The sequence below is a fragment of the Psychrobacter sp. Ps1 genome (assembly GCF_022129425.1).
Lineage (GTDB): Bacteria > Pseudomonadota > Gammaproteobacteria > Pseudomonadales > Moraxellaceae > Psychrobacter.
In genome coordinates this window covers 81,801-104,580 of sequence record NZ_JADQAN010000006.1, presented here as the reverse complement: position 1 = coordinate 104,580, position 22,780 = coordinate 81,801, and the positions used below count along the sequence as shown (strand labels likewise).

The 22,780-nt window shown below is 42.3% G+C and carries 20 protein-coding genes; 5 read left to right on the top strand and 15 right to left on the bottom strand.

What is annotated here, in order from left to right; genetic code table 11:
* Positions 1–146: 146 nt before the first annotated feature.
* From I3249_RS04595 to sdhC, 4 genes are all read right to left on the bottom strand, one after another.
* On the bottom strand, positions 147–857 hold the full coding sequence (locus I3249_RS04595; protein WP_055123743.1) for a succinate dehydrogenase iron-sulfur subunit: 711 nt from the start codon (positions 855–857) through the stop codon (positions 147–149).
* Between the two features lie 223 nt (positions 858–1,080).
* Positions 1,081–2,931 carry a succinate dehydrogenase flavoprotein subunit gene (gene sdhA / locus I3249_RS04590; RefSeq protein ID WP_057757857.1) on the bottom strand — a complete coding sequence of 617 codons (1,851 nt, stop codon included), beginning with the start codon at positions 2,929–2,931 and terminating at the stop codon, positions 1,081–1,083.
* 330 nt (positions 2,932–3,261) lie between these two features.
* Positions 3,262–3,666 (bottom strand): succinate dehydrogenase, hydrophobic membrane anchor protein, encoded by a 405-nt coding sequence (gene sdhD / locus I3249_RS04585; RefSeq protein ID WP_057762261.1) that lies wholly within the window; start codon positions 3,664–3,666, stop codon positions 3,262–3,264.
* 2 nt (positions 3,667–3,668) lie between these two features.
* On the bottom strand, positions 3,669–4,055 hold the full coding sequence (sdhC, locus tag I3249_RS04580; protein ID WP_082624524.1) for a succinate dehydrogenase, cytochrome b556 subunit: 387 nt from the start codon (positions 4,053–4,055) through the stop codon (positions 3,669–3,671).
* A 1,017-nt stretch (positions 4,056–5,072) separates the two neighbouring features.
* Here sdhC and gltA point away from each other — a divergent pair.
* Positions 5,073–6,353 (top strand): citrate synthase, encoded by a 1,281-nt coding sequence (gene gltA / locus I3249_RS04575; protein ID WP_102078275.1) that lies wholly within the window; start codon positions 5,073–5,075, stop codon positions 6,351–6,353.
* Positions 6,354–6,485: 132 nt separating this feature from the next.
* Here the strand turns inward: gltA and I3249_RS04570 are convergent, their stop codons facing one another.
* Positions 6,486–7,415, bottom strand: a complete 930-nt coding sequence (locus I3249_RS04570) for a hypothetical protein (RefSeq protein ID WP_238068851.1) — start codon at positions 7,413–7,415, stop codon at positions 6,486–6,488.
* A 218-nt stretch (positions 7,416–7,633) separates the two neighbouring features.
* Positions 7,634–8,164 carry a type IV secretion protein Rhs gene (locus I3249_RS04565; RefSeq protein ID WP_238068850.1) on the bottom strand — a complete coding sequence of 177 codons (531 nt, stop codon included), beginning with the start codon at positions 8,162–8,164 and terminating at the stop codon, positions 7,634–7,636.
* A 451-nt stretch (positions 8,165–8,615) separates the two neighbouring features.
* On the opposite strand from I3249_RS04565, the gene I3249_RS04560 reads away from it, so the two are divergent.
* Positions 8,616–9,905: a replication-associated recombination protein A gene (locus I3249_RS04560; RefSeq protein ID WP_238068848.1), complete on the top strand. Its 1,290-nt coding sequence runs from the start codon at positions 8,616–8,618 to the stop codon at positions 9,903–9,905.
* Between the two features lie 345 nt (positions 9,906–10,250).
* Positions 10,251–11,363, top strand: coding sequence for a bifunctional 3,4-dihydroxy-2-butanone-4-phosphate synthase/GTP cyclohydrolase II (ribBA, locus tag I3249_RS04555; protein WP_057757842.1), 1,113 nt, complete (start codon positions 10,251–10,253; stop codon positions 11,361–11,363).
* 142 nt (positions 11,364–11,505) lie between these two features.
* Here ribBA and I3249_RS04550 read toward each other — a convergent pair whose 3' ends face one another.
* The 6 genes from I3249_RS04550 to I3249_RS04525 form a co-directional block, all read right to left on the bottom strand.
* Positions 11,506–11,997, bottom strand: a complete 492-nt coding sequence (locus I3249_RS04550; protein WP_238068847.1) for an acyl-CoA thioesterase — start codon at positions 11,995–11,997, stop codon at positions 11,506–11,508.
* A 52-nt stretch (positions 11,998–12,049) separates the two neighbouring features.
* Positions 12,050–13,084, bottom strand: coding sequence for a hypothetical protein (locus tag I3249_RS04545; RefSeq protein ID WP_238068846.1), 1,035 nt, complete (start codon positions 13,082–13,084; stop codon positions 12,050–12,052).
* 60 nt (positions 13,085–13,144) lie between these two features.
* A complete protein-coding gene (locus I3249_RS04540) occupies positions 13,145–14,146 on the bottom strand; it encodes a uroporphyrinogen-III synthase (RefSeq protein ID WP_238068845.1) in 1,002 nt (333 codons plus the stop codon).
* Between the two features lie 109 nt (positions 14,147–14,255).
* Positions 14,256–15,290 carry a hydroxymethylbilane synthase gene (gene hemC, locus I3249_RS04535; RefSeq protein ID WP_238068844.1) on the bottom strand — a complete coding sequence of 345 codons (1,035 nt, stop codon included), beginning with the start codon at positions 15,288–15,290 and terminating at the stop codon, positions 14,256–14,258.
* A gap of 228 nt (positions 15,291–15,518) precedes the next feature.
* The gene (locus tag I3249_RS04530) at positions 15,519–16,256 is read right to left on the bottom strand and encodes a LytTR family DNA-binding domain-containing protein (protein WP_102078269.1); all 738 of its coding nucleotides are present in this window, start codon (positions 16,254–16,256) and stop codon (positions 15,519–15,521) included.
* Positions 16,257–16,585: 329 nt separating this feature from the next.
* Positions 16,586–17,611, bottom strand: a complete 1,026-nt coding sequence (locus I3249_RS04525) for a sensor histidine kinase (protein WP_238068843.1) — start codon at positions 17,609–17,611, stop codon at positions 16,586–16,588.
* A gap of 239 nt (positions 17,612–17,850) precedes the next feature.
* On the opposite strand from I3249_RS04525, the gene argH reads away from it, so the two are divergent.
* Positions 17,851–19,224, top strand: a complete 1,374-nt coding sequence (gene argH / locus I3249_RS04520) for an argininosuccinate lyase (RefSeq protein ID WP_238068910.1) — start codon at positions 17,851–17,853, stop codon at positions 19,222–19,224.
* 317 nt (positions 19,225–19,541) lie between these two features.
* A complete protein-coding gene (locus I3249_RS04515) occupies positions 19,542–19,832 on the top strand; it encodes an oxidative damage protection protein (RefSeq protein WP_057757820.1) in 291 nt (96 codons plus the stop codon).
* 100 nt (positions 19,833–19,932) lie between these two features.
* On the opposite strand, the gene phoU is transcribed toward I3249_RS04515, so the two are convergent.
* The 3 genes from phoU to pstA all read right to left on the bottom strand — a co-directional run bounded on the left by phoU (position 19,933) and on the right by pstA (position 22,744).
* Positions 19,933–20,715: a phosphate signaling complex protein PhoU gene (phoU, locus tag I3249_RS04510; protein ID WP_238068842.1), complete on the bottom strand. Its 783-nt coding sequence runs from the start codon at positions 20,713–20,715 to the stop codon at positions 19,933–19,935.
* 119 nt (positions 20,716–20,834) lie between these two features.
* Positions 20,835–21,593, bottom strand: coding sequence for a phosphate ABC transporter ATP-binding protein PstB (gene pstB / locus I3249_RS04505; protein WP_218870065.1), 759 nt, complete (start codon positions 21,591–21,593; stop codon positions 20,835–20,837).
* Positions 21,594–21,838: 245 nt separating this feature from the next.
* Complete coding sequence (gene pstA, locus I3249_RS04500) at positions 21,839–22,744, bottom strand: phosphate ABC transporter permease PstA (RefSeq protein WP_102078265.1); 906 nt, start codon at positions 22,742–22,744, stop codon at positions 21,839–21,841.
* Positions 22,745–22,780: the final 36 nt, after the last annotated feature.

Genomic DNA, 22,780 nt, shown 5'->3' with positions numbered 1-22,780 from the left:
ATAGGCTAAATTCACCATATTTTTAAATGACAAGTTAGCTATAAACAGTGATAAATCTATATATCAGCTTTTTAACTAACAAAAACACCACCTAATGAATAGGTGGTGTTTTTTGTATAGTAACTATAAAGATCAATTACTTATGCTTAACCAGCTTGATCAATCAACATATTACGTAAATGACCGATCGCTTTGGTTGGATTCAAGCCTTTTGGACAAACTGATACACAGTTCATGATACCGCGGCAACGGAACAAGCTAAACGGATCGTCTAAACGAGCTAAACGTGCTTGAGTATCACCGTCACGGCTATCAGCAACGAAGCGATAGGCATGTAATAACGCTGATGGTCCTAGGAACTTATCAGGGTTCCACCAGAAAGATGGGCAACTGGTTGAACAGCAAGCACATAGGATACATTCGTATAAACCGTTCAGTTTTTCACGCTGTTCAGGTGACTGTAAACGCTCAGTTGGCGGTGCTGGCTGATCATTGATCAAGTAAGGATGTACTTTCTCATATTGCTCATAGAACTGGTTCATATCGACAACCAAGTCACGAACCACTGGCAAACCAGGTAGCGGACGAACCGTTACTTTTTCTGGTAGCGTGTTCATGTTGATTAGACATGCCAAACCGTTCTTACCATTGATGTTCATGCCGTCAGAGCCACAAATACCTTCGCGGCAAGAGCGACGGAAAGTAAGTGTTTCATCTTCTTTCTTTAGGCGTAATAGTACGTCAAGCAACATACGATCTGAATCAAGTAGCTCAATCGTATAAGTTTGCATGCGTGGCGCTGCGTCCAGATCAGGATCGTAGCGATAGATTTCGATGGTGCGAGTACCTCGGCTCATAATGCTAAACTCCACACGTAGGTGATGGCGGGCATACAAAGATTGCAACATATTTGCGCTAGCTATTAATCAGCACTGATAACCAATATCGGATACCAATTAATAGCATAGTAGCGCTGGCATGAGCATGTAGCTGGCGGTCACCTTTTTAATAAATTAATAAGGGATAAAATGTTAACACTGCTGTTATCTATCAACTATATATAAAGTATGCAGTCTAGAATTAGTAGACGCGAACTTTTGGTTCGATATAATCAACAGTTAATGGCACTTTACGTACTGGCTTATAAATGATGCGATTGCCTTCAGAGTACCATAAAGTATGCTTCATCCAATCGTGGTCATTACGGCCGTTAGGTGCGTAATCATCATCTTCTGGACGATCATAGTCAGATACACTGTGTGCGCCGCGGCTTTCATGACGCTTCGCTGCAGATATCATTGTCGCTTTTGCTACTTCATACAAGTTAGCAACTTCGAATGCTTCAATACGTGCTGTGTTGAATACTTGTGATTTATCGCCAAGATGAATCTTGTCAATTTTTTCACCTAGCGCTAAAATCTTCTCAACGCCTTCGTCCATCATCGCTTGCGTACGGAATACACTAGCGTGTTTTTGCATCGTAGCACGAATCTCATCAGCCACGTCTTGAGCGTTGTAGCCTTCAGTAGACTGTTGCAGTTTGTCTAAACGCTTTACTGTAAAGTCAAGTACGCGTGGATCAAGTGGCTTGTAGTTATGATCTGCATGATGGAACTCATCAACGATATGCTTACCAGCTGCACGGCCAAATACCAATAGATCTAGTAGAGAGTTCGTACCTAGACGGTTAGCACCATGTACACTTACACAAGCACATTCGCCGATTGCATAAAGACCTTTAACCACATTGCCTTTAGCATATAGGCCGTCTTCATCCGTACCTGCTTCTAGATCCGGTACAATCACTTGACCATGAATGGTGGTTGGAATACCGCCCATCATGTAGTGAATGGTTGGGATTACTGGAATTGGCTCTTTAGTGATGTCAACGTTGGCGAAGTTTTTACCGATCTCAAATACTGATGGTAGACGCTTCATAATGGTTTCAACACCTAGATGCGTCATATCCATTACGATATGATCAGCATTAGGACCACAACCACGGCCTTCTTTAATCTCTTGGTCCATTGAACGCGATACAAGATCACGTGGTGCCAAGTCTTTCACGGTTGGTGCATAACGTTCCATGAACGCTTCACCATCTTTGTTACGCAAGATAGCACCTTCACCGCGGCAACCTTCAGTCAATAGTACACCTGCACCATGAACACCAGTTGGGTGGAACTGCCAGAACTCCATATCTTGCAATGGAATACCAGCACGTACCGCCATACCAATACCGTCACCAGTATTGATATAAGCATTAGTAGAAGCGGCGAAGATACGACCAGCACCACCTGTCGCTAGGACAGTAATTGGTGACTGGAATACTGCAATCGTACCTGTCTCTTGTTCAAGCGCGACGACACCGTTGATGTTACCAGCTTCGTCTTTGATCAAATCAAGGGCGATCCACTCGATAAAGAACTCAGTACCTTGCTCTAAGTTTTTCTGATATAGCGTGTGTAGTAGTGCATGACCTGTACGGTCAGCAGCGGCACAAGCACGTTGTACTGCTTTTTCGCCATAGTTAGATGTATGACCACCGAACGGACGCTGATAAATCGTACCATCTTCGTTACGGTCAAACGGCATGCCCATGTGCTCAAGCTCATAGACTACTTTTGGCGCTTCACGGCACATATATTCGATAGCGTCTTGGTCACCTAACCAATCTGACCCTTTAACTGTATCATAGAAGTGAAAGTGCCAGTTGTCATTGCTCATGTTGCCCAAACTTGCACCGATACCACCCTGAGCGGCAACTGTGTGCGAACGCGTTGGGAATACTTTGGTAAGGACTGCAACCTTCATGCCCGCTTCCGCTAAATGCAATGAAGCACGCATACCTGAGCCGCCGCCACCAACGATAACTGCATCGTAGTTTAAGGTCTTGATATTACTAATGGTATTGTCTTGTCTAGTTGCCATTACGGTTTTCCTAATGCCTGTTAATGCGTAAAAGTAAATCAAAGACTGTTTAAGATATCTCTATTACAGCTATAAAGGCTTACTATTTGGCCATTTCTACGCTTATAAAATAAAGAGTCTTAATAGTCGTTAACCACTTAATTTGCATATCTATCGTTATACTGAACTAAGCCTACTCAACTATAATCAGATTAGCTGATCAGTAATGCTAGTCCAATGCTATGACTATTCTTGGCTATCAACGGATGACTCTAAAATACTTTGCCAACTAATGTATTAGTTGGATGCATCCGTCGTTATATATAGATATCAGAGCTTTTTATGAGATGGTTAAACGGCAGCGATACCGAAACCGTTACCCCAAAAAATCATGATGCCCCAAAATAGAAATACTAAAATAGCGATAATCATCAATGACTGTAGTACTAAACGTAAACCTGCTGCGCTTGAGCCCAGTTTGCCTGTTGTAATATAGTCAGTAAATACTGTCCACATCCCAACCCAAGCATGACCAGCTAGTGCAAGTACTGCAACCAAGCTGAATAGACGCATTGGTAGGCTGGTCATAAATGATGACCATTCAACAAAAGTGACATCGCCATGGGTCAAAAAGAAGCCCAGCAACACCACACTATAAACGGCTAAAACAACAGCACTAATACGCTGAATAATCCAATCACGTGAGCCTGAACCTGTCAGACCAGTAGCACTTTTGATTCCTGAATCATTTTTTATCATTAGAACATCACCCATACAAATGACGCGACAACTAAAATCGCTGCAATCACAAAACTGACCATAGAGGCAGTGCGGCCAGATTTTAGCTCTTCGTTCATGCCCATATCAGCAAATAAATGTTTGATACCCATTACAAAATGATATGCAATAGCGGCAACAAATATCCATGCCAAAAAGCGCACAAGTACGTTGTCAAATACGGTCGCAAAACTCTCAGGCGATGCCAATGAGTTCTGTAGTATCCATAACATGACAGGAATCAATAAAAATAAAATAATGCCAGAGATACGATGCAAGATAGAGGCGATCGCGATCGGTGAGCGATTAACGCTAATCACTTGGCTTAAAGGCAGATCAATAGGTCGGTTGCTTTTCACAGCGGGCATCCTTTTGCGGTTATACTCCTGTATCTGCTATCAACGCCTGACATAAATAGTGCCAATTGAGCATTGAGCAACACACGAGACGAATAAAGTAAGGAAGAGCTAGCTGACTTCGTTTAGTTTGCGCTAAATATGAAGAAAGGATCATGTATATAAAGGTATTGATAGACTGTTCAATGTCGCTTGTCGAATCGACAGGCCTATCAAACAACCTATCTATTATACAACAAAGAGAATAAACATGAGTAACATCGACTAACCAGTCTATTTTAGAGGTCGTATGAATAGTAAGACAACGTTACTATGTCTTCTATATCAGAGCAGACCTTATATTAGGCACTCAAAATCTTGTGCTAAACAAATAAAAAAGATTGGTTAAGAAGAAAGTTCAAACCATAGAATGCGGTTTGGTCTATCGTAACACCAGACAATCGTAAATAAGCATGAATAGAAGACGCTCTGAACAACACTATAACATGGTCATTTATTAATTCGCGCAAAGCTAGTGCCAGTTAATTCCTACAATTATAAAATGCCTGAGCAATAATTACAAATTTATCCATTCAGTAAGAATATATACATATTTAATCAATAAATGAATGAATAAGGATAATACTGATTTTAACAGTAATTATTATGACAAACTTTAATCCGCTTACTAGGCATAGTCTGCCAGTTTTTGGTGTCATTATTTATAAGTTTTGTCTCTAAAATATATTCAGAAACCCAAAATATTGCTCCGATAATGCTGCTATAAACTTGCTCAAAAACAGATGAATTTTAAGCAAAATAACCTGACAGACATATTTTGATACAAAAATTACAGCGAATAACTACCGCCACACCGCGCCAATTGGACACATGGTCCATAAAAGTTTTTTCAAATCATCAAGAATTGCTGCTAATATACCCTGCGTACTAAATGAGTTGAATGCACTTTTACCGTTCAACCGACAATGACGCGAGGGTATGCGTCTGTAGTAATTTATTCTAACAAGTCAAACCAATGGAGAGCAATTTATGGCTGATACTAATGCCAAACTAACCGTGAATGGTGAAGAATACGAACTTCCTATTATTAAAGGTACTTTAGGGCGCCCAGTTATCGATATTGCTGCTTTACAAGAATCAGGATTTTGGTCTTATGACCCTGGTTTTAAAGTAACCGCTCCTGTTGAATCAAAGATTACTTATATTGATGGTGGCAAAGGCGAGTTATTACACCGCGGCTACCCTATCGACGAGCTAGCGAACAACGCTGAATACCTAGAAGTTGCTTATGCACTTCTACATGGTGACCTACCTACTGCTGAGCAAAAAGCAGACTTTTTCGAAAAAATCCGCGAGCATACTGCTGTTCATGATCAATTGCGTAAATTCTTTGAAGGCTTCCGCCGCGACGCGCATCCAATGGCTATTATGGTTGGTGTTGTTGGTGCCTTATCAGCGTTCTATCATGAAGACCTAGACGTGAGCAATGAAGAACATCGCGAAATCACAGCTATTCGTCTGATTGCTAAGATGCCTACGCTTGCTGCGATGAGTTATAAATACTCACAAGGCGAACCGTTCATGTATCCGCGTAATGACTTTAACTACGCAGAAAACTTCTTATACATGATGTTTGCAACACCTGCTGACGTAGACTACGAGAAAAACGACGTTATCACTCGCGCAATGGACAAAATCTTTACCTTGCACGCTGACCATGAGCAAAACGCTTCTACGTCAACGGTACGTTTAGCTGGTTCTACTGGCGCAAACCCTTATGCGTGTATCGCTGCTGGTATCGCAGCCCTATGGGGACCATCACATGGCGGCGCGAACGAAGCTGTTCTTGAGATGTTAGACGAAATCGGTACTGTTGAAAACGTGCCTGAGTTCATGGAAAAAGTGAAGAGCCGTGAAGTGAAGCTAATGGGCTTTGGTCACCGTGTTTATAAAAACTTCGATCCACGCGCTCAAGTAATGAAAGAGACTTGTGATGAAGTACTAGAAGCACTAGGTATCAACGATCCTAAGCTTGAATTGGCGATGGCACTAGAGAAAATTGCGTTAGAAGACCCGTTCTTCATCGAGCGTAATCTATATCCAAACGTTGATTTCTACTCTGGTATCATTTTGAAAGCTATCGGTATCCCAACGTCAATGTTTACCGTAATCTTTGCATTGGCTCGTACTTCAGGTTGGATCAGCCATTGGTTAGAAATGCACAGTGCACCGTTCAAAATCGGTCGTCCACGTCAGTTATACACTGGTGAAACGCGCCGTGATTTTGTAAAAGTTGAAGATCGCAAGTAAGCAAAAATAATCGTTATCCAATAAAAAATCCCGCCATCGTGCGGGATTTTTTATTGTCTTAACTCTCGTTATTTGATATCGATTGTTTTATGAGAAATGACTAACTAAATAAGTTCATAAAGATATAGTCATTTACTGGAACTCTTTTAACGTTTGCTCATATTTGGCAATCTGCTCATCGTATCCTTCAATAGTTTCATTAAATTTAGCCATTAAAGCTTCAAACTCTTGTTGCTGCTTCTGTTTCATTTGCTGCATATCAACCACTTGCTGAGCTTCTATTTGTTCCCATACCTGATGCTGAATAATCAAACGGGCAAGTGCCGGACTTTTTGCACTTACTCTGCCAGCAATCTCTGCATGCTCAAATAACTGCGGAACCAAGGTCGCCATATTGATTAATGTATCAGAATCCTCTGCGCTCAGCGGTGTTGTCACCGGTTGATATAAGGCATCCATGGTTTGCTGATAGCGTTCTATAATTTGGTCCTCGGTCAACATAACAGGTTTACGCGGCTCAAGACTGATGCGTTTTAAAACCGTTAAGTCACGCTCACCAACTTCAGTGCTAGTATTGACGTCAGCCTCTGCATCTACATTCGTATTATTGTCTATCGGGGCGATATCGATATTCGATGACGCCACTTCTTCAGAACTGGTAGTAGTATTTGCGTTAGGAGCGGTATCATCGGTCGCTACTTCGTTATTACTATCTGTATCTTCACTATTATTAGTATTCAGTAATAAAAGCTCCTCACTGTCTGACGCATCTGCCGCTTGCAATGACTCATATTCTGCTTGCAATCGTCTCTGTAAACTCTGCGCTTGTGCGACATATATCGGCTGAAATTGTTTTATGCGCGCCGCAGCTGAGTCACTTTTTGGCATAGGCTGACTGTCTTCTACGCTTGTTTTTTCACTGGTTTGACTGTCATCAGCTACAGGTGATGTGTCAGACTGCTGACAGCCTGTCAAAAACAATACTCCTGACAGTGCGGCTATAAGCAAAGCCGGTGGGTAACGGGTATCAACATTAGGCTTTACTGACAAAAATTTAAACATGAGAGTATATATCCTTTGGTAAAGCAAAATTATAAAAGGGTAAGTTACAATTGCGGTTCATTATTCTTTGATTTTTAGCGACACAGTTGACTGTTAAATCGTTCAACTTACTTATCCAATATTTATCCGACTGACCTGTATCTCAATTGCTATATAGTTTAATTGTTCTATAGTTCGGTTATGCTTATCACAGCCAAGCTTAATCTTATTCTTTAAAATTAGATGATTGATGGATTATCAGTATTTTTTGCCTTAATAGGCTGCTCTGTCAAAAATGGAATACAAGCTTCCCACTCTTGGCAGTTCTGACCACGCTGACGACGTACAAAGTAGTCTTGAACCATGCGTGCCTGCTGCTCAATACCATACTTAAAAAATGATTTACCTGTTTCTAACACGTAGTCGTATTTTCGGTTGATGATCGCTCCGCGTACAACCTTTAATCCTTGCTGTAACTGCCATACGTGCGTTAGCTCATGTATAAGCCAGCTTTGTTTGCTCAGTGGAGCTTCGCTAAAATCCGTAATCCAATCGACTGAATTAAAGTAAATATTGCCATTGGGGCTAACGGCATAATGTTTTAGTACCCACCACGCTGTCTTTAACTGCACTTCGTCGAGTTTGATACTATTACCAAATACTGAATACGCCAACGCTATCTCGCCAGCTGTCAGATAACGTGACTGCTGCTTGCCTGTATCACTACGCACGTAACGATTGAATAAGCGTTTAAGAGTCAGTTCAGACATTATTAATGTAATACCTCATACTTGATAAGCCATTTTTAGTGTTTAATAGTTAATAGTTAACAGTCGTGATTGACCAGCCTTTGCCATCGATACGGTAAAATTGTTAATAGTAGAGCCGTTAATATAGGTAAATGATGAAAACTAAAGTGCTCGGGACACAAGCTATACGCTTAGTTAGCTTTCATTAACATATTTTTGCGTTAACCTAGCGCGTATGACATATAACAAGTACCATCCTTATAAACTAGCCTACTTCTACTGCTGATGTCTAATACTCATTACTGTTATAAAATTGATGCGAAAATCATGCCAAACGTATATGAGTGCCAAAATCCAATAAAAATGATGAAGTTAGACTAGTATGCTGTTATTTGGATTTAACTATAGAGACCTTGCCGTTACTACTTTTGCAGCTAGTAAATAGTTTTTTCATTTTTCGATAGAGAGTCTTATGTCACCTAACTTCCATGCCGATACCCCACTTGCTCAGCGTATGCGCCCCACTTCTCTTACCGATATCATTGGTCAAGAGCATTTGCTGGCAGCTGGTGCACCGTTACGACGCTTAGTAGAGCAAGGGCATCTGCCATCTATTATCCTGCACGGTGAAGCAGGTATTGGCAAAACAACCATTGCGATGTTGTTAGCCGATGCCGTTAGTCGACCTTTTCACGCGCTTTCCGCGTTAAATACTGGAGTCAAACAGTTACGCGAAGTCTTAGATAGTAAAGATTCATTGGCATTTGAATCACCTGTAGTCTTTATTGATGAGATTCATCGCTTTAACAAAGCACAGCAAGATGCACTTTTGGGTGCGGTAGAGTCTGGTGACATTACTTTGATTGGTGCTACCACTGAAAACCCATCATTTAGTGTCAATAACGCTCTACTATCACGTTGCCAAGTATATCGTTTAGAGCCGTTAACACCTGAGCAGATAAGTGCCGTGCTACAACGAGCGCTTTCAGAAGACAATATACTCAAAAAGTTAACCGTCGACTTACAAGCAAAAGATACCATTAGTCAGCTGGCTCATGGTGATGCTAGAAAAGCGCTAAATTTATTAGAGTTAGCGATTCAAACAGCTGATGCAAAGCAGTCGCCAGTGATTATCGATGATGAATTGATTAGCCGAGTGGCACAGACTGCTTTGGTAAGATATGACAAAGATGGTGAGCAGCATTACGATATTATCTCAGCGATGATAAAGTCCGTCCGTGGCTCAGATCCGGATGCAGCATTGTATTGGATGGCACGTATGCTCGTCGGCGGTGAGCCTGCTGATTTTATTGCGCGGCGCTTGGTGATTTTGGCCAGTGAAGATATTGGTAATGCCAATCCTAATGCTTTACTCCTAGCTGACGCGGCATTACGTAGTGTGCAATCTATTGGTATGCCAGAAGCACGTATTATTTTAGGTCAAGTCGTGGTGTATTTAGCAACCAGTGCCAAAAGTAATAGCACTTATAAAGCGATCAATGCTGCAATGGCATTGGCTGAAAAAGATGCTTCACCTGTACCGCTACATTTGCGCAATGGCGTCACCAAACTGATGCGTAGTCAAGGCTACGGTCAAGGTTATGCTTATCCGCACGATTATCCTAACCATTACTATCCACAAAGCTACTTACCAGATAATTTGGTTGGTAGCAGTTTCTACGAGTTTGCAGATAATCAGCGTGAGCAGCACAGTAAGCAATTTATGGATTGGTTAAAAAGCCAAGCAGCGAGCAATGATTAACTGCGATACAGATTAATAAAAATATAACACACAGATTTATGAGCCAGTTTTAACGCTCATTGATAATATTTATGACTATTTTTGACATACTGAACGATATAGTGGGAAGATGGCGCAGCACGTGACGCTGAAAAGCGTTAAAATAACCTCATAATGATATATACAGGCAATTAAGCGAGTCACTTTTATATCAAATGATATTGCTTATAGCGCGATTCACTTGACCGTAGTAGCGCTTTGCTTGACCGTAACAGCGCTTTGTATTATCTACTGCTACAATAAGCAGATAGAGCCTTATATTCTAAATGACACCTATTTATAAATAATAAAATATTGAGATTTACTATGAGTTTAAATGCAATTCCTGAGATTATCGAAGACATTCGTGCTGGAAAAATGGTCATCTTGATGGATGATGAAGACCGCGAAAACGAAGGTGATATCATCATGGCAGCGACGCATGTGCGCCCTGAAGATATTAACTTTATGATTACTCACGCACGCGGCTTGGTTTGTTTGACTTTATCACAAGCACGTTGCCAGCAATTGGCACTGCCACTTATGTCAGATCGTAACGAGGCTAAATTTAGCACCAACTTTACTGTATCGATTGAAGCGGCTGAAGGCGTCACCACCGGTATTTCTGCTGGTGATCGTGCACGTACTATTCAGGCAGCGGTATCTTCGTCAGCGAAGCCTGAAGACATCGTTCAGCCTGGACATATTTTTCCAATTATGGCACAAAACGGCGGTGTTCTTCACCGTGCAGGCCATACAGAAGCAGGGTGTGATTTAGCACGTTTAGCAGGTCTAGAGCCAGCAGCGGTGATTGTAGAGATTATCAATGCAGATGGTACGATGGCGCGCCGTGACGACCTTGAAATATTTGCAAAAGAGCATGACATCAAGATAGGCACGATTGCTGACCTTATCAATTATCGTATCGCTAATGAGCAAACGGTAGAAGAGATTGAGTCACATCCGTTTGAAACTGAACACGGTACTTTTACGCTACATCGCTTCCGTGAGTTTGGGGCTGAAGAAACACATTTAGCCTTGGTAAAAGGTGATGTCAGCGAAGGCGTCAGTACCGTACGTGTTCATGGTTTCCACCCATTACGCGATTTGTTTGCAGCTAAAAACGATATGACTGGCCGTAGTGGCTGGAGCGTACAGTCAGCACTAGAAGAAATCAGTGCTTCAGATCGCGGTGTGCTGGTATGGATTGGTAGCAATCAGCCAGTTGATTTGGGAGATGCGTTGGATAAAGCCGCAGATAACGAGTCGCAATCAACCATCACGCAACAGCCATATCGTAGTATCGGTGTTGGTGCACAGATATTACGTCATTTAGGTGTCCGTGATATGCGCTTATTATCATCACCAATGAAGTTTTTTGCATTGTCAGGTTTTGATCTAAATGTGGTTGATTTTGTTCATGCACCGCAACAAGACTAAAAACTGTTTAAGAGTTTAGTTGCAGAATGAGTGATAAAAAAGGCACGCTAACATTATGTTAGCGTGCCTTTTTTTGTTTTTAGATTTTAATTAAAGATAGCTTCTTCGATGAAATGAATCATCGACTCATATAGAAACCGACCTAAAACTCAGGCGTATGACCAAACTTGGCTTCCAGTGCTAGCAGCTGTTGACGCTCTGCTGCTGTCCATGGCAATTTACCTTTTCCATCACTATCCAGACGCACTACCACGGCCTCTGCCGTAGCAACGATAATCTCTTGCACGGTACTATAGTAACTATATTCTATCGCCATACTTGTATTGCCTAAACGCTTACAACGAACTCCTAATAGTAATGTATCAGGATAAGTAACTGGGCGTAAATACTGGCAGCTAGACTGGGCTAAAACAGTGACCATACTACCATCAAACATACCTAGCGCATGCAAATAACTAATGCGTGCTGACTCAGCGTAACGATAGTAAACCACATTGTTCAGATGATTGAAGGCATCCATCTCGCCCCACTGTATCGGCTGATGATGAATAACAGGGTAATGAGCCAATAGTTCAGGGCGATGATCGTTTGCTACACCAAACATAGATGCTGACTTTTCATTAGGATGGGTCATTGCTTACCTTACGTTTTATATTTTCTATATTAACTATTGTGACTAACTCTCGTTAGCGTTGCGGCTTGTCTAAAATTTCTGTCGTCAATAATGGCGTTGGTTTTGGTGCATGAGCAATCAACTGATTTAGCCATACAATTACTTCTGGTATGTCACTCGGTGCCTTCATTGTCTCAAGATTACTTTGACCATCGATTGGTTTTTTATCTGCTTGTACAATGCCAATCGCGCCAGCTTGTACTGACTTTTTATTGTCGCTATTTGAGGCCTTAGGCACCAACGTTTTTAACTGTTTGCGTGCCTGCGTCAAATAGCTGACAAGTTGATCTTGCTTACGCATATTGCTCGCTTGGCTTGCTAAATTCAACGTCATGATGACTTCATGGATAGTGAGCTGACGACGCGTTAGATTTGCGTCATTAGTCGCTGAGGTATCAGTAGCATTGGTTACTGTAGGCTGCTGTTTATTTTCAATAGCTGCATCTACCAGCTCTCGACGCTGTAAATCCGTACCTTCATAACTACCAAGACGCTCATGACTGTGCAAAAACTCCTGAATATTTTGAATCGCAAGATTTTGTATTTGCCACGAGCTTGGCTGCGAGCTTTGTGCCTGCAGACGCTCAATATCTTTGAGCAAACTTTGCTTGATAACGATAGTTAGCGCAGGCGCAATCTCATTACTGCTTTGCGATAATTGCCAATGTAGACCTCGCAATAACTCAATCGCGGCACTGTCATTACTATCCGCCAACAGTCTATCAGCAGCTTTGATTTGGATACGCAACAGGTCCAACTGATTCTGCGCTTGGCTACTGGCCTTAACTCTAGGCTCTGGCAGCGTCTGCTGACTCATGGCAAATAGACGATCGTCCATTTCGTTTAGTCGACTGATTACTTGCTCATTGCTCTGCAAACGATCGTTGACACTATGCTGAAAGCGCTGCTGACTAATATATAGCCACAATAATGCAGCGATCAGTAATAAGATAACCAGCCATTGCATCCGTAGCAGCAAAATATTTGCTTGCCGGCGCTGCTGAACAGTAGAAGGATCCTTAGATAAGGACTCAGAATTCATTGACATAAGGCAGTACCGTTATTGGTATAGATAAACATGTTTAAAGCAAATGGAAAGTTTAAAGTATTATATTTTAGAATGAATGGCTGAGAGAATCGTATCTGGCGACAAATCCTCTACTCGCCAGTAGCTCAACTGCTGTGCGGTAACCATATTGGCAAGACGCTCACCCAACACAACGTAAGAAAAGTCTTTTAGCGTAAGCGAAGGCCGCTGTGCTATATCAGCCACCGCATCAGAATTTTGCTCTATTTTTAACGTCTTTGATTGGCCATTATTGACAATACTTGACCAATGCTCAAAAGCCGCCGCACTGCTGATTACGACAATTGGCTTTGGCTGCTTTGGTAGGGCAATATCTGACGTAGTACTATGAGTAAGAAATGCTTGTTGCCACTGCTGATATTCAGCCATTGCATCGATAGGCATTGTACGCTCGTACCAAGCAATACTATCGATATGTACACCGCGCGCCTGCAATGTATCAACCAATAATCGTCGTCCACCAAGCCCGCGCCATATCAGCAATTTATCGCCTGCTTGTAAGCTATCAATTTCAGGCATTGCTAGCATGCCTTCGTTATTGGCAGTCTCAGGCTGAAGTATTTGATAGTCTGTTGTATTTATACGCACCTGACTGAACTCTGCCGCCGTTGCTTCACCAACCGCAACCAGAGGACTAGGTAATGATAAACCTTCTAGTAAACTATGTGCGTACTTGTCATTATCGTCTTTCGTTTTGTGTTTACGCTTTTCATGTTCAAGTGATTGCCAAACGGCTAACCCTGAAGCCGCTGCAGTTGGGCTAACGACAACAAGTGCTTTGTACGCCCCCGCCAACCACTGATGCATTAATGCAATATCTAGATCAGTTGTTGGTCGTGGTCGTAGCGTCAACATTGGCATCTCAATCACTACCAATCCTGCCGCTTGCAAATGCTGCGTCAACGGTGCTGCTCGCTCTACTGGGCGAGTATTGATGACAATTTGCGGCATTACTTTTGACTTATCATTAGCATAATTCTTATGAGAAGTTACGTATGTAGACTGAGTTGGCATTGATGACATCGATATACCATGACAAAAACGAATGAAAAAGGCTTAAGTATATAAAAATGGCTGATGCTTAGATCAGCCTATCTTACGGTTAATCCAACCTATAGCGACTGTACTTTTACTACTCAGGCTGATAGATCGCTGACAAAATAGCGCCTGCACCATCGGCAAGTAGCATTTCTGCGACATCGATACCCAGTTGGTTGGCTTGGGATTCTTGCTCAGCTTGTGTCCCAACCAACGTAGCTCGTTTGTCTGCCTTCAACAATTCGCTACCATCGGCCTGACCCACTCGACCGCGTAGCCATAGCACATTCCCACTATCATTATTGCCGTTATCACCATTGTTATCATTATTAACACTGGTTTCTTCAGCTGTCTGCAGAACTGCATAAGCGGCGATCGGTACTTGGCAGCCGCCCTCTAAATGACGGTTCAGAGCACGCTCAGCGATAAGTCGAATACGGGCTTTATCATCATTGAGTGGTGCAAGTAATTTGAGGACTTCTTCATCACCTTCACGGCATTCGATTGCTAAGGCACCTTGTCCAACTGCAGGCAAGCAAGCTGCGATATCAAGCTCACCACGTATTCTCTCGTCTAGCTCAATACGCTGCAAGCCGCTCGTTGCCAGAATAATGGCATCGTATTCACCAGCATCTAGCTTGCCCAAACGAGTGCCGACATTGCCGCGCAACGTTTTGATTTGCAGGTCAGGACGATAGGCTTTGATTTGGCATTGACGACGTAAACTTGATGTCCCAACGACTGCACCTTGTGGTAGCTCATCAATACTATTATAAGTGTTTGATACAAAGGCATCTGTTGGTGAGGCGCGTTTACAGTAGACGCCTAATGTGAGGCCTTCGGGAAGCTGCATCGGTACATCTTTTAGCGAGTGCACTGCTATATCTGCTTGTTTGTCATACAGCGCTTGCTCAAGCTCTTTTACAAACAATCCTTTGCCACCGATTTTGGCCAAAGGTGTATCCAAAATCTTGTCACCCTTAGTGACAATTTTTAGTAAATTAATCGTCAGATTAGGATACAACGCCAATAAACGATCACGAATATGCTCAGCCTGCCATAGGGCTAAAGGACTTTGACGTGTAGCGATATTTAGAGTAGTCAAAACAGGTTGCTGCGAATTGCTCATAAAGGGCCTCAATAAGTTCGATACTAATACTATAGTGGCTATAGTCCCTATGTCAGTACTATTCGTATTTATACTGAATAATATCGATATTACTCGATAGGGTAAATTTGCCAAAGCATAGGCGACTCAAATGATTAATAGTAGATGCTGACGCAAAAAAATACCCCTATTTAAGCATAAATAAGGGTTTGATGATATGGAATGATTGGTCGCTATCAGGACAGCCTATCACATGCTTTGGATTTTATCACGTAAGGCAGGTAAGTGACGACGACTGACCGCTAGCGTCTCATCAATGCCTTTAAAACGTATCTGATACTGGCCTGCGTCTAGGGTTTCTAAAAAGTCCAAATAACTAAGGTTGATGATGGCATTGCGATGTACTCGGAACAGACGATCATCAAATTCTTGCTCTAACTCTTTTAGCGTTTCATCAATCAATACCATGCCATCTTTGTGACGTACTTTGACGTATTTTTGATCTGCTGCAAAATAGTAGATATCTTTTAGCTTAATCAGTTCAACACCGCGATGCGTACGAGCAGCGATATGTTCACGTATCGGACGTGCTGTCGGGTCTTCAAGCTTGCGAATTTCGTTTAGTTGAGCAGCATTTAGATTCTTCGCTTTGTTTAATGCCTCTAATAGCTCATCTTTGTTTGCAGGTTTCAACAAATAGCCAATTGCATTGGCTTTTAACGCTGCGATCGCATAATGGTCGTATGCCGTCACAAATATAATCGCTGGTGGATGCTCAAGTTTGGCAAGTTCTTGAGCACAGCGCACGCCGTCCATTTCAGGCATTCGAATATCTAATAATATAATATCTGGCTGCTGGGTTTTTACAGCGACGATGGCTTCTGCACCTGTTGTGGCCTGAGCAACTACCTCATGGCCTGACTCCTGTACAATTCTCACCAAGCGCTCACGCGCTAGGGGCTCATCATCACAAACTACGATACGCATGCAAACTCCCATCCAAGGACATACTTAATATTTTATTTAATAATATTACGGCTATATTAGCACTCATTATCAATCACTTAGAATATAAAATCTAAATTATTTAATAAAATTCTGACAAAAACCACCAGTTTTTATAGCGGACAATATACTCCTGCTATCGGTAGATTTTATATGGTGTAATTGTGTTTCACGGTAGTTATGATATTACTTATTCGTAATCATTATTTATCAAACATAAATTATGACGTCTATACATGGCGATGCAATAAGTATGCCAAATAGGCTTTTAAGAGTTGAAAAAATGGAGAAAGCTAATAAAGAACAGTAGGTTATAAACCGACGTCTTGTAGAGGATAGTCGATGATGGTGATAATTTGAGTGCTGGCTACCGAGCTTTGAATGTCAGCACTTTGACCAAAATGGGCACGCAAACGATCAGCTTGAATATAGAAATTCATATGCTGGCGCAAATCATGATTGATAATTAATGTCTTTTTGGGAAGCGCAACATCAATCATAATTTTAACTCGGTGTTGTTCCCACGTGACTTCGATATTAATGCAGATAGTTTCTGTCGTCATCTCTACCACATTGAGCAGTATTTTCTCTAGCACGCTTTGTAGCGTTAGTGCAGTGATAACCATGTCATACATGATATCTTCTTCAGGTAACGTCCAATTGACTTCGAGCTTGTCTGCTAAACGACTAGATTCGATTGCCAAATAATGCTCACAAAGATCAACTTCTTCTTCAAAGCTAATCTCGCGTGTACCACTAAAACTAGCACGGAACAATGCAGAGACGTGCTGTAATAAGATAGCGGCTTTTGGCGGGTTCGATTCAATCAGAGATACAAGTGTATTGATAGTATTAAAGAAAAAGTGCGGGGCCGTACGGGCTTTTATGAGATCATTTTGCGCAGTCAATTTATATTCAAAGGACAACTTAAGCGCATTAAGCTCACGGTAGCTACGCAAAAAATATAATAAAAATACAGTCGTAAAACCGCCAGACAACACTGTATTGAGCACGATATTCAATACAAACGTGCGACTATCATATGTTAGCCAACCGAAATTAATCATAGATAATGTGACTAACGCCATCGAAACTGCAGCAGCAAACATCAGTAACAGTACAATCCGCATACTTACGCTAAGAATACTGGCATTTTTAAATGCAGGACGTAGATAGTCAACTAAATACAGTGAGGGGATAACCGTCAGAGCGTTTTGGGTGAAACTACGTACAAACTGAATCATGAAATCTGACCAAGTGGCTAAGCTATGGCGCTCCATTACCGTTAGGAACAAGGACCAAAAAAAGATATATGTCAGCCACTGCCAAGGCCTCATGATCTCCATGAGTTTAGGAATAAAAAACTCTAAGCGAGTAGCTAGTAAGGCAACCTCATCATTTGCTATACTCGAGTTCTTATTCTCTTGACTTGTCTTGTACCGATATGAACGCCAATTCTTCAAAACCTAGTAATCCTGAATCAAGTAAAAGTTCATCTGACTCTGATTTTAGCACAGATGCTCCGATAACAAGTACCACAACGCAGACTGCGCCTGCTAGTAGCCAAGGCCAACAAATGTGGGGCGGGCGCTTTAGTGAAGCGACAGATAGCTTCGTTGCCGCCTTTACTGCCTCTGTTGGCTTTGACCAACGCTTTGCTCGTCACGATATTCAAGGCTCGATTGCTCATGCAACGATGCTAAAAGAATGTAACATTTTAACTGCTGATGAAGTTGCCACCATTATCGATGGCCTTCAGCAAGTATTGCGCGAGATTGAATCAGGTGAGTTTAACTGGTCGATCGCTCTTGAAGACGTGCATATGAATGTCGAGTCACGTTTGACTGACATCATAGGTGCCGTTGGTAAGAAGCTACACACTGGTCGTAGCCGTAACGATCAGGTAGCCACAGACATTCGCCTATGGTTGCGCGAAGAGACTGATAATATTATTGAGTTATTAGTCCGTTTGCAAAGTGGTTTACTTGATTTGGCTGAGCAACATACTGACACTATCATGCCAGGCTTTACTCATTTGCAAACAGCACAGCCTGTTAGCTTTGGGCATCACGTGATGGCATGGTTTGAGATGTTGTATCGCGATACTGAGCGTCTTGTCGATGCACGCCGCCGTATCAACCAGATGCCACTTGGTAGTGCAGCGCTTGCTGGTACAACTTTCCCAATCGATCGTACCATTACTGCTGAATTGCTAGGTTTTGAAGGTATCTGTCAAAACTCACTCGATGCTGTTTCGGACCGTGACTTTGCGATTGAGTTTACTTCAGCGGCTTCTATCCTGATGATGCATATGTCACGCATGAGCGAAGAGATTATTCTTTGGATGTCAGCGCAGTTTAATTTTGTGCAGATACCAGACCGCTTCTGTACTGGCTCATCGATTATGCCGCAAAAGAAGAACCCTGACGTACCGGAGTTGGTACGTGGTAAAGCGGCACGTGTCTTTGGTCAGTTGATGACTTTGCTTAGCCTAATGAAGAGCCAGCCACTTGCCTACAACAAAGACAACCAAGAAGACAAAGAGCCTTTGTTTGATTGCGTTGATACGTTGACAGGTTCACTATTAGCGTTTGCTGATATGCTACCCAACATTACGCCAAACGTCGATGCCATGCGTGCCGCTACGATGAAAGGCTATGCGACTGCGACTGATTTGGCAGATTACCTAGTACGTCAAGGCGTGGCATTCCGTGATGCCCATGAAGTGGTTGGTAACGCTGTTGCTTTAGGCATCAAAGAGGGTGTTGATCTAAGTGATTTGTCATTGGCACAGCTACAGCAATTTAGCGATGCCATCGGTGAGGATGTCTTCGACTATCTAACGCTAGAAGGCTCATTAGCAGCTCGTGACCATTTAGGTGGCACTGCGCCAAACCAAGTCAAGCAAGCGGTGGTCAATGGCCGTGCTCGCTTAAAAGCCTTTGCCTAATCAGTAAATTACAAACAACAGCCAACTTGCCAATCTAAACTTAACACCCGCTATCCATGCGGGTGTTTTTATTTGTCCTATGACCTCTACTGGATTAGCCAATGTCGTTTTCAAAATATCAATAGCTTTGGAAATTTCAATAAAAAGGTCAAACGTAGTTAGTGTTTGTCATGTACCAACTACCAGAGACTTTATAACAAATGGATAGAGGCTTGACGGTATACATTAGTACCCTTTGCTAAATCTACCAAGACCGTTATCATAGACTCATATGATATTTGATTTAACCACTTAATATAATGAATAAGGAATGCCTTATGACTGAGACTTTTAACCCTCAAGCAAATACTGTGTTTTGCCGTAAATATAAGCAAGATTTACCGAAAATGCCGCATCCACCCTTCCCTAACAAGAAAGGCCAAGAGCTGCAAGAGACCGTATCTGAAAAAGCGTGGAAAGAATGGCTTGAACATCAAACCATGCTCATCAATGAGAATCATCTAAGCATGATGGATCCTGCTGCCAAAAAGTTTTTAACAGAGCAGCGTGATAAGTTCTTAGACAATGAAGACTATGAGCGTGCACAAGGCTGGACACCAGAAAGTTAGTATTTACTGGCTTTCTACTAGCTACATTTAGTAGTTATAAAAAAACGCGCTTACTATAGCGCGTTTTTTTATTATAAGGTGAAAATCAATGTATTTCCTATCAGCCTTCATCACTATCTGACGTTTCAAGCTCATTGGCTGGCAATGTACTAACTTGACGAGCAGCCAATCGGTCATTGGCTTCTTGCACCGCTTTTTCGACCATCGCATAGTCTGAATGTCGCACGTCCTGCCCACTGATATAGTTAATGACTAGCTCTGCGACATTTTGTGCATGGTCACCAATACGCTCAAGCGATCGTAATATCCACATGATATTGATGACTTTTGATACGTGGCGTGAGTCTTCCATAATATAGGTCATCAAAGCACGAATAGCTGACTGATATTCGGTATTGACCACGCTATCATTACGCATCACTTCAAACGCTTGTTCCGCATTCGATTGACTAAAAGCTTCTAGCGAGTTGTTTAGCATTAGACGAACTTGATTGCTCAAGTGCTGAACCTCAGCATAGCCGTATGCTGATTTGCCTTCTGCCGCTATTTTACTGGCCATTCGCGCAATTTTTACCGCTTCATCGCCGATACGTTCCAAATCAACCACACCTTTACTGATCGACATGACTAAGCGCAAATCACTGGCTGCTGGCTGGCGCTTGGCGACCAATAATAAAATGTGCTCGTCGAGCTCGACTTCCATTCGATTGATATCGAAATCCATATCGATGACTTCTTGCGCCAGTGTTTCATCTTTATCGATCAGAGCATGAATGGCTTTGGCCACTTGGTTAGCCGCGCTATCACCCATATATAAAAATAAACGGATGGCTTCATCAAGATCTTGGTCAAAACTTTTGGAGATATGCTTATCACTTTGCATGAGAGGTATTCCCTAGAATCTATATTTTAATAGCGCAGTGTGCTTGTGAAGTTAGAAAGTCGGCTTATGACATGCTAATCAGCTTTGTCTGCTTGTACCGATTTCAATCTCAATCAATGTTAGCCATAACGACCTGTAATATAGTCTTCTGTCGCGGTTTGGGTAGGTTTGGTAAATATCTGATCGGTCTCACCCATCTCAATCATATCGCCTAGATACATATAGACCGTATAGTCAGATACGCGTGCTGCTTGCTGCATATTGTGAGTGACGATAGCGATGGTGTAGTCGTTTTTCAGATCTTCGATCAAATCTTCGATAGCACCCGTCGAGATAGGATCCAGTGCTGATGTCGGCTCATCAAGCAACAGTACTTCAGGCTTGGTCGCGACGCTACGTGCGATACATAAACGCTGCTGCTGACCGCCTGATAACGACAGTCCTGATGCTTTTAGCTTGTCTTTTACTTCTGGCCATAGCGCTGATTTTTTCAGTGCCCACTCTACGCGATGATCCAGCTCATCTTTGCTTAATTTTTCATACAGTCGTACGCCAAAGGCGACATTGTCATAGATTGACATCGGGAACGGCGTTGGCTTCTGAAAGACCATACCAACTTGTGCACGCAATAAGTTCACATCGATGTCTTTACCCAAGATATTTTTGCCATCTAGATTGATATTGCCCTCTGCGCGCATACCTGGATATAGATCGTACATGCGGTTAAAGGTACGCAGTAGCGTAGATTTACCACAACCTGAAGGACCAATAAAAGCGGTCACTTTTTTATCCGCGATATCGATATTGATGTTTTTTAATGCCTGAAAATCATCGTAATAGAAATTTAAATCTCGAACTTCCATTTTTGCAGCAGGCATATTCTTAGGAATATCTTGAATCGTTTGCTTATTAAAATCAGCAGTGTTTGGTTGCTGAGCTTGGGCGCTAGTAGACATGGGTCTATTTAATAGGCTGCCTGTTGCCGTATTAAAGTTGTCAGCAGTCGTGTTCGTACGGACGTTGCTTAGGACATCATTCATAATATTTCAACCTAGCTCAATTAATTTCATATAAGTTTAAGTAAATGCTTAGCGTGCAGCGTACTACCGTCTTCTCTCAGCCCTTATTTGGGCTGACCTCTACCACCGATAAATCTTGCCAAAATATTCAATACTAGGACAGATGCGGTGATAAGTAGTGCTGCCGCCCAAGCCAGTGTATGCCAGTTGTCATAAGGACTCATCGCAAACTGGTAGATGGTATTGGGTAAGTTGGCAATAGGCTGACCCATATCTGTACTGAAGTATTGATTGTTAAGTGCGGTAAATAGTAACGGTGCTGTCTCACCGGTGATTCGAGCAAAAGCCAATAGCACACCTGTGGTCAGTCCCGCTCGTGCAGCTTTTACCGTAACCTGAGTGACCAGTTTCCATTTAGGAGTACCTAGCGCATAAGCTGCTTCACGTAGACTATTAGGTACCAGGTTCAGCATGTTTTCTGTCGTACGCACGACCACCGGAATAACAATCAATGCCAATGCCAACGCGCCTGCCCAACCAGAGAAACTTTGACCTTTTACCATCAGTGCATAGATAAATAGACCGATGACAATCGATGGCGCTGACAATAGAATATCATTTAAGAAGCGTGTGACCTTGCCCAGCATACTGCCTTTAGAAAACTCAGATAAGTAAATACCTGTCATAAGGCCAATAGGTGCACCGATAAACAATCCTGAAAAAGCCAACATGACCGAACCAACGATAGCATTGCGCAAGCCGCCTGCACTCATCGGCGGCGGCGTATCAGCGGTAAAAATTGGCAACTGCACCATGCCTTGGAAGCCTTCAACAAACAAAGTCACCAAAATCCATGACAACCAAAACAAGCCAAAAACCATCGCTGACATGGCAAAACCTAGACCTAACTTGTTGGTCAAACGACGCTTGTTATAAAGGCTTTGATTGTAGCGGGTAGCGCCGTTTGGCTTAGTAGGTAGTGGTGCATTGATCGCATTGTTAGCAGGCATAATATTTATTTCCCATATCTTTTATCAATATCTATC

What these genes read in the sequence shown, in the direction of transcription:
- I3249_RS04595 (WP_055123743.1), bottom strand. Translation starts at nt 857, where the DNA reads ATGAGCCGAGGTACTCGCACCATCGAAATCTATCGCTACGATCCTGAT.
- sdhA (WP_057757857.1), bottom strand. Translation starts at nt 2,931, where the DNA reads ATGGCAACTAGACAAGACAATACCATTAGTAATATCAAGACCTTAAAC.
- sdhC (WP_082624524.1), bottom strand. Translation starts at nt 4,055, where the DNA reads ATGCCCGCTGTGAAAAGCAACCGACCTATTGATCTGCCTTTAAGCCAA.
- gltA (WP_102078275.1), top strand. Translation starts at nt 5,073, where the DNA reads ATGGCTGATACTAATGCCAAACTAACCGTGAATGGTGAAGAATACGAA.
- I3249_RS04570 (WP_238068851.1), bottom strand. Translation starts at nt 7,415, where the DNA reads ATGTTTAAATTTTTGTCAGTAAAGCCTAATGTTGATACCCGTTACCCA.
- I3249_RS04565 (WP_238068850.1), bottom strand. Translation starts at nt 8,164, where the DNA reads ATGTCTGAACTGACTCTTAAACGCTTATTCAATCGTTACGTGCGTAGT.
- I3249_RS04560 (WP_238068848.1), top strand. Translation starts at nt 8,616, where the DNA reads ATGTCACCTAACTTCCATGCCGATACCCCACTTGCTCAGCGTATGCGC.
- ribBA (WP_057757842.1), top strand. Translation starts at nt 10,251, where the DNA reads ATGAGTTTAAATGCAATTCCTGAGATTATCGAAGACATTCGTGCTGGA.
- I3249_RS04550 (WP_238068847.1), bottom strand. Translation starts at nt 11,997, where the DNA reads ATGACCCATCCTAATGAAAAGTCAGCATCTATGTTTGGTGTAGCAAAC.
- I3249_RS04545 (WP_238068846.1), bottom strand. Translation starts at nt 13,084, where the DNA reads ATGTCAATGAATTCTGAGTCCTTATCTAAGGATCCTTCTACTGTTCAG.
- I3249_RS04540 (WP_238068845.1), bottom strand. Translation starts at nt 14,146, where the DNA reads ATGTCATCAATGCCAACTCAGTCTACATACGTAACTTCTCATAAGAAT.
- hemC (WP_238068844.1), bottom strand. Translation starts at nt 15,290, where the DNA reads ATGAGCAATTCGCAGCAACCTGTTTTGACTACTCTAAATATCGCTACA.
- I3249_RS04530 (WP_102078269.1), bottom strand. Translation starts at nt 16,256, where the DNA reads ATGCGTATCGTAGTTTGTGATGATGAGCCCCTAGCGCGTGAGCGCTTG.
- I3249_RS04525 (WP_238068843.1), bottom strand. Translation starts at nt 17,611, where the DNA reads ATGAGGCCTTGGCAGTGGCTGACATATATCTTTTTTTGGTCCTTGTTC.
- argH (WP_238068910.1), top strand. Translation starts at nt 17,851, where the DNA reads ATGTGGGGCGGGCGCTTTAGTGAAGCGACAGATAGCTTCGTTGCCGCC.
- I3249_RS04515 (WP_057757820.1), top strand. Translation starts at nt 19,542, where the DNA reads ATGACTGAGACTTTTAACCCTCAAGCAAATACTGTGTTTTGCCGTAAA.
- phoU (WP_238068842.1), bottom strand. Translation starts at nt 20,715, where the DNA reads ATGCAAAGTGATAAGCATATCTCCAAAAGTTTTGACCAAGATCTTGAT.
- pstB (WP_218870065.1), bottom strand. Translation starts at nt 21,593, where the DNA reads ATGCCTGCTGCAAAAATGGAAGTTCGAGATTTAAATTTCTATTACGAT.
- pstA (WP_102078265.1), bottom strand. Translation starts at nt 22,744, where the DNA reads ATGCCTGCTAACAATGCGATCAATGCACCACTACCTACTAAGCCAAAC.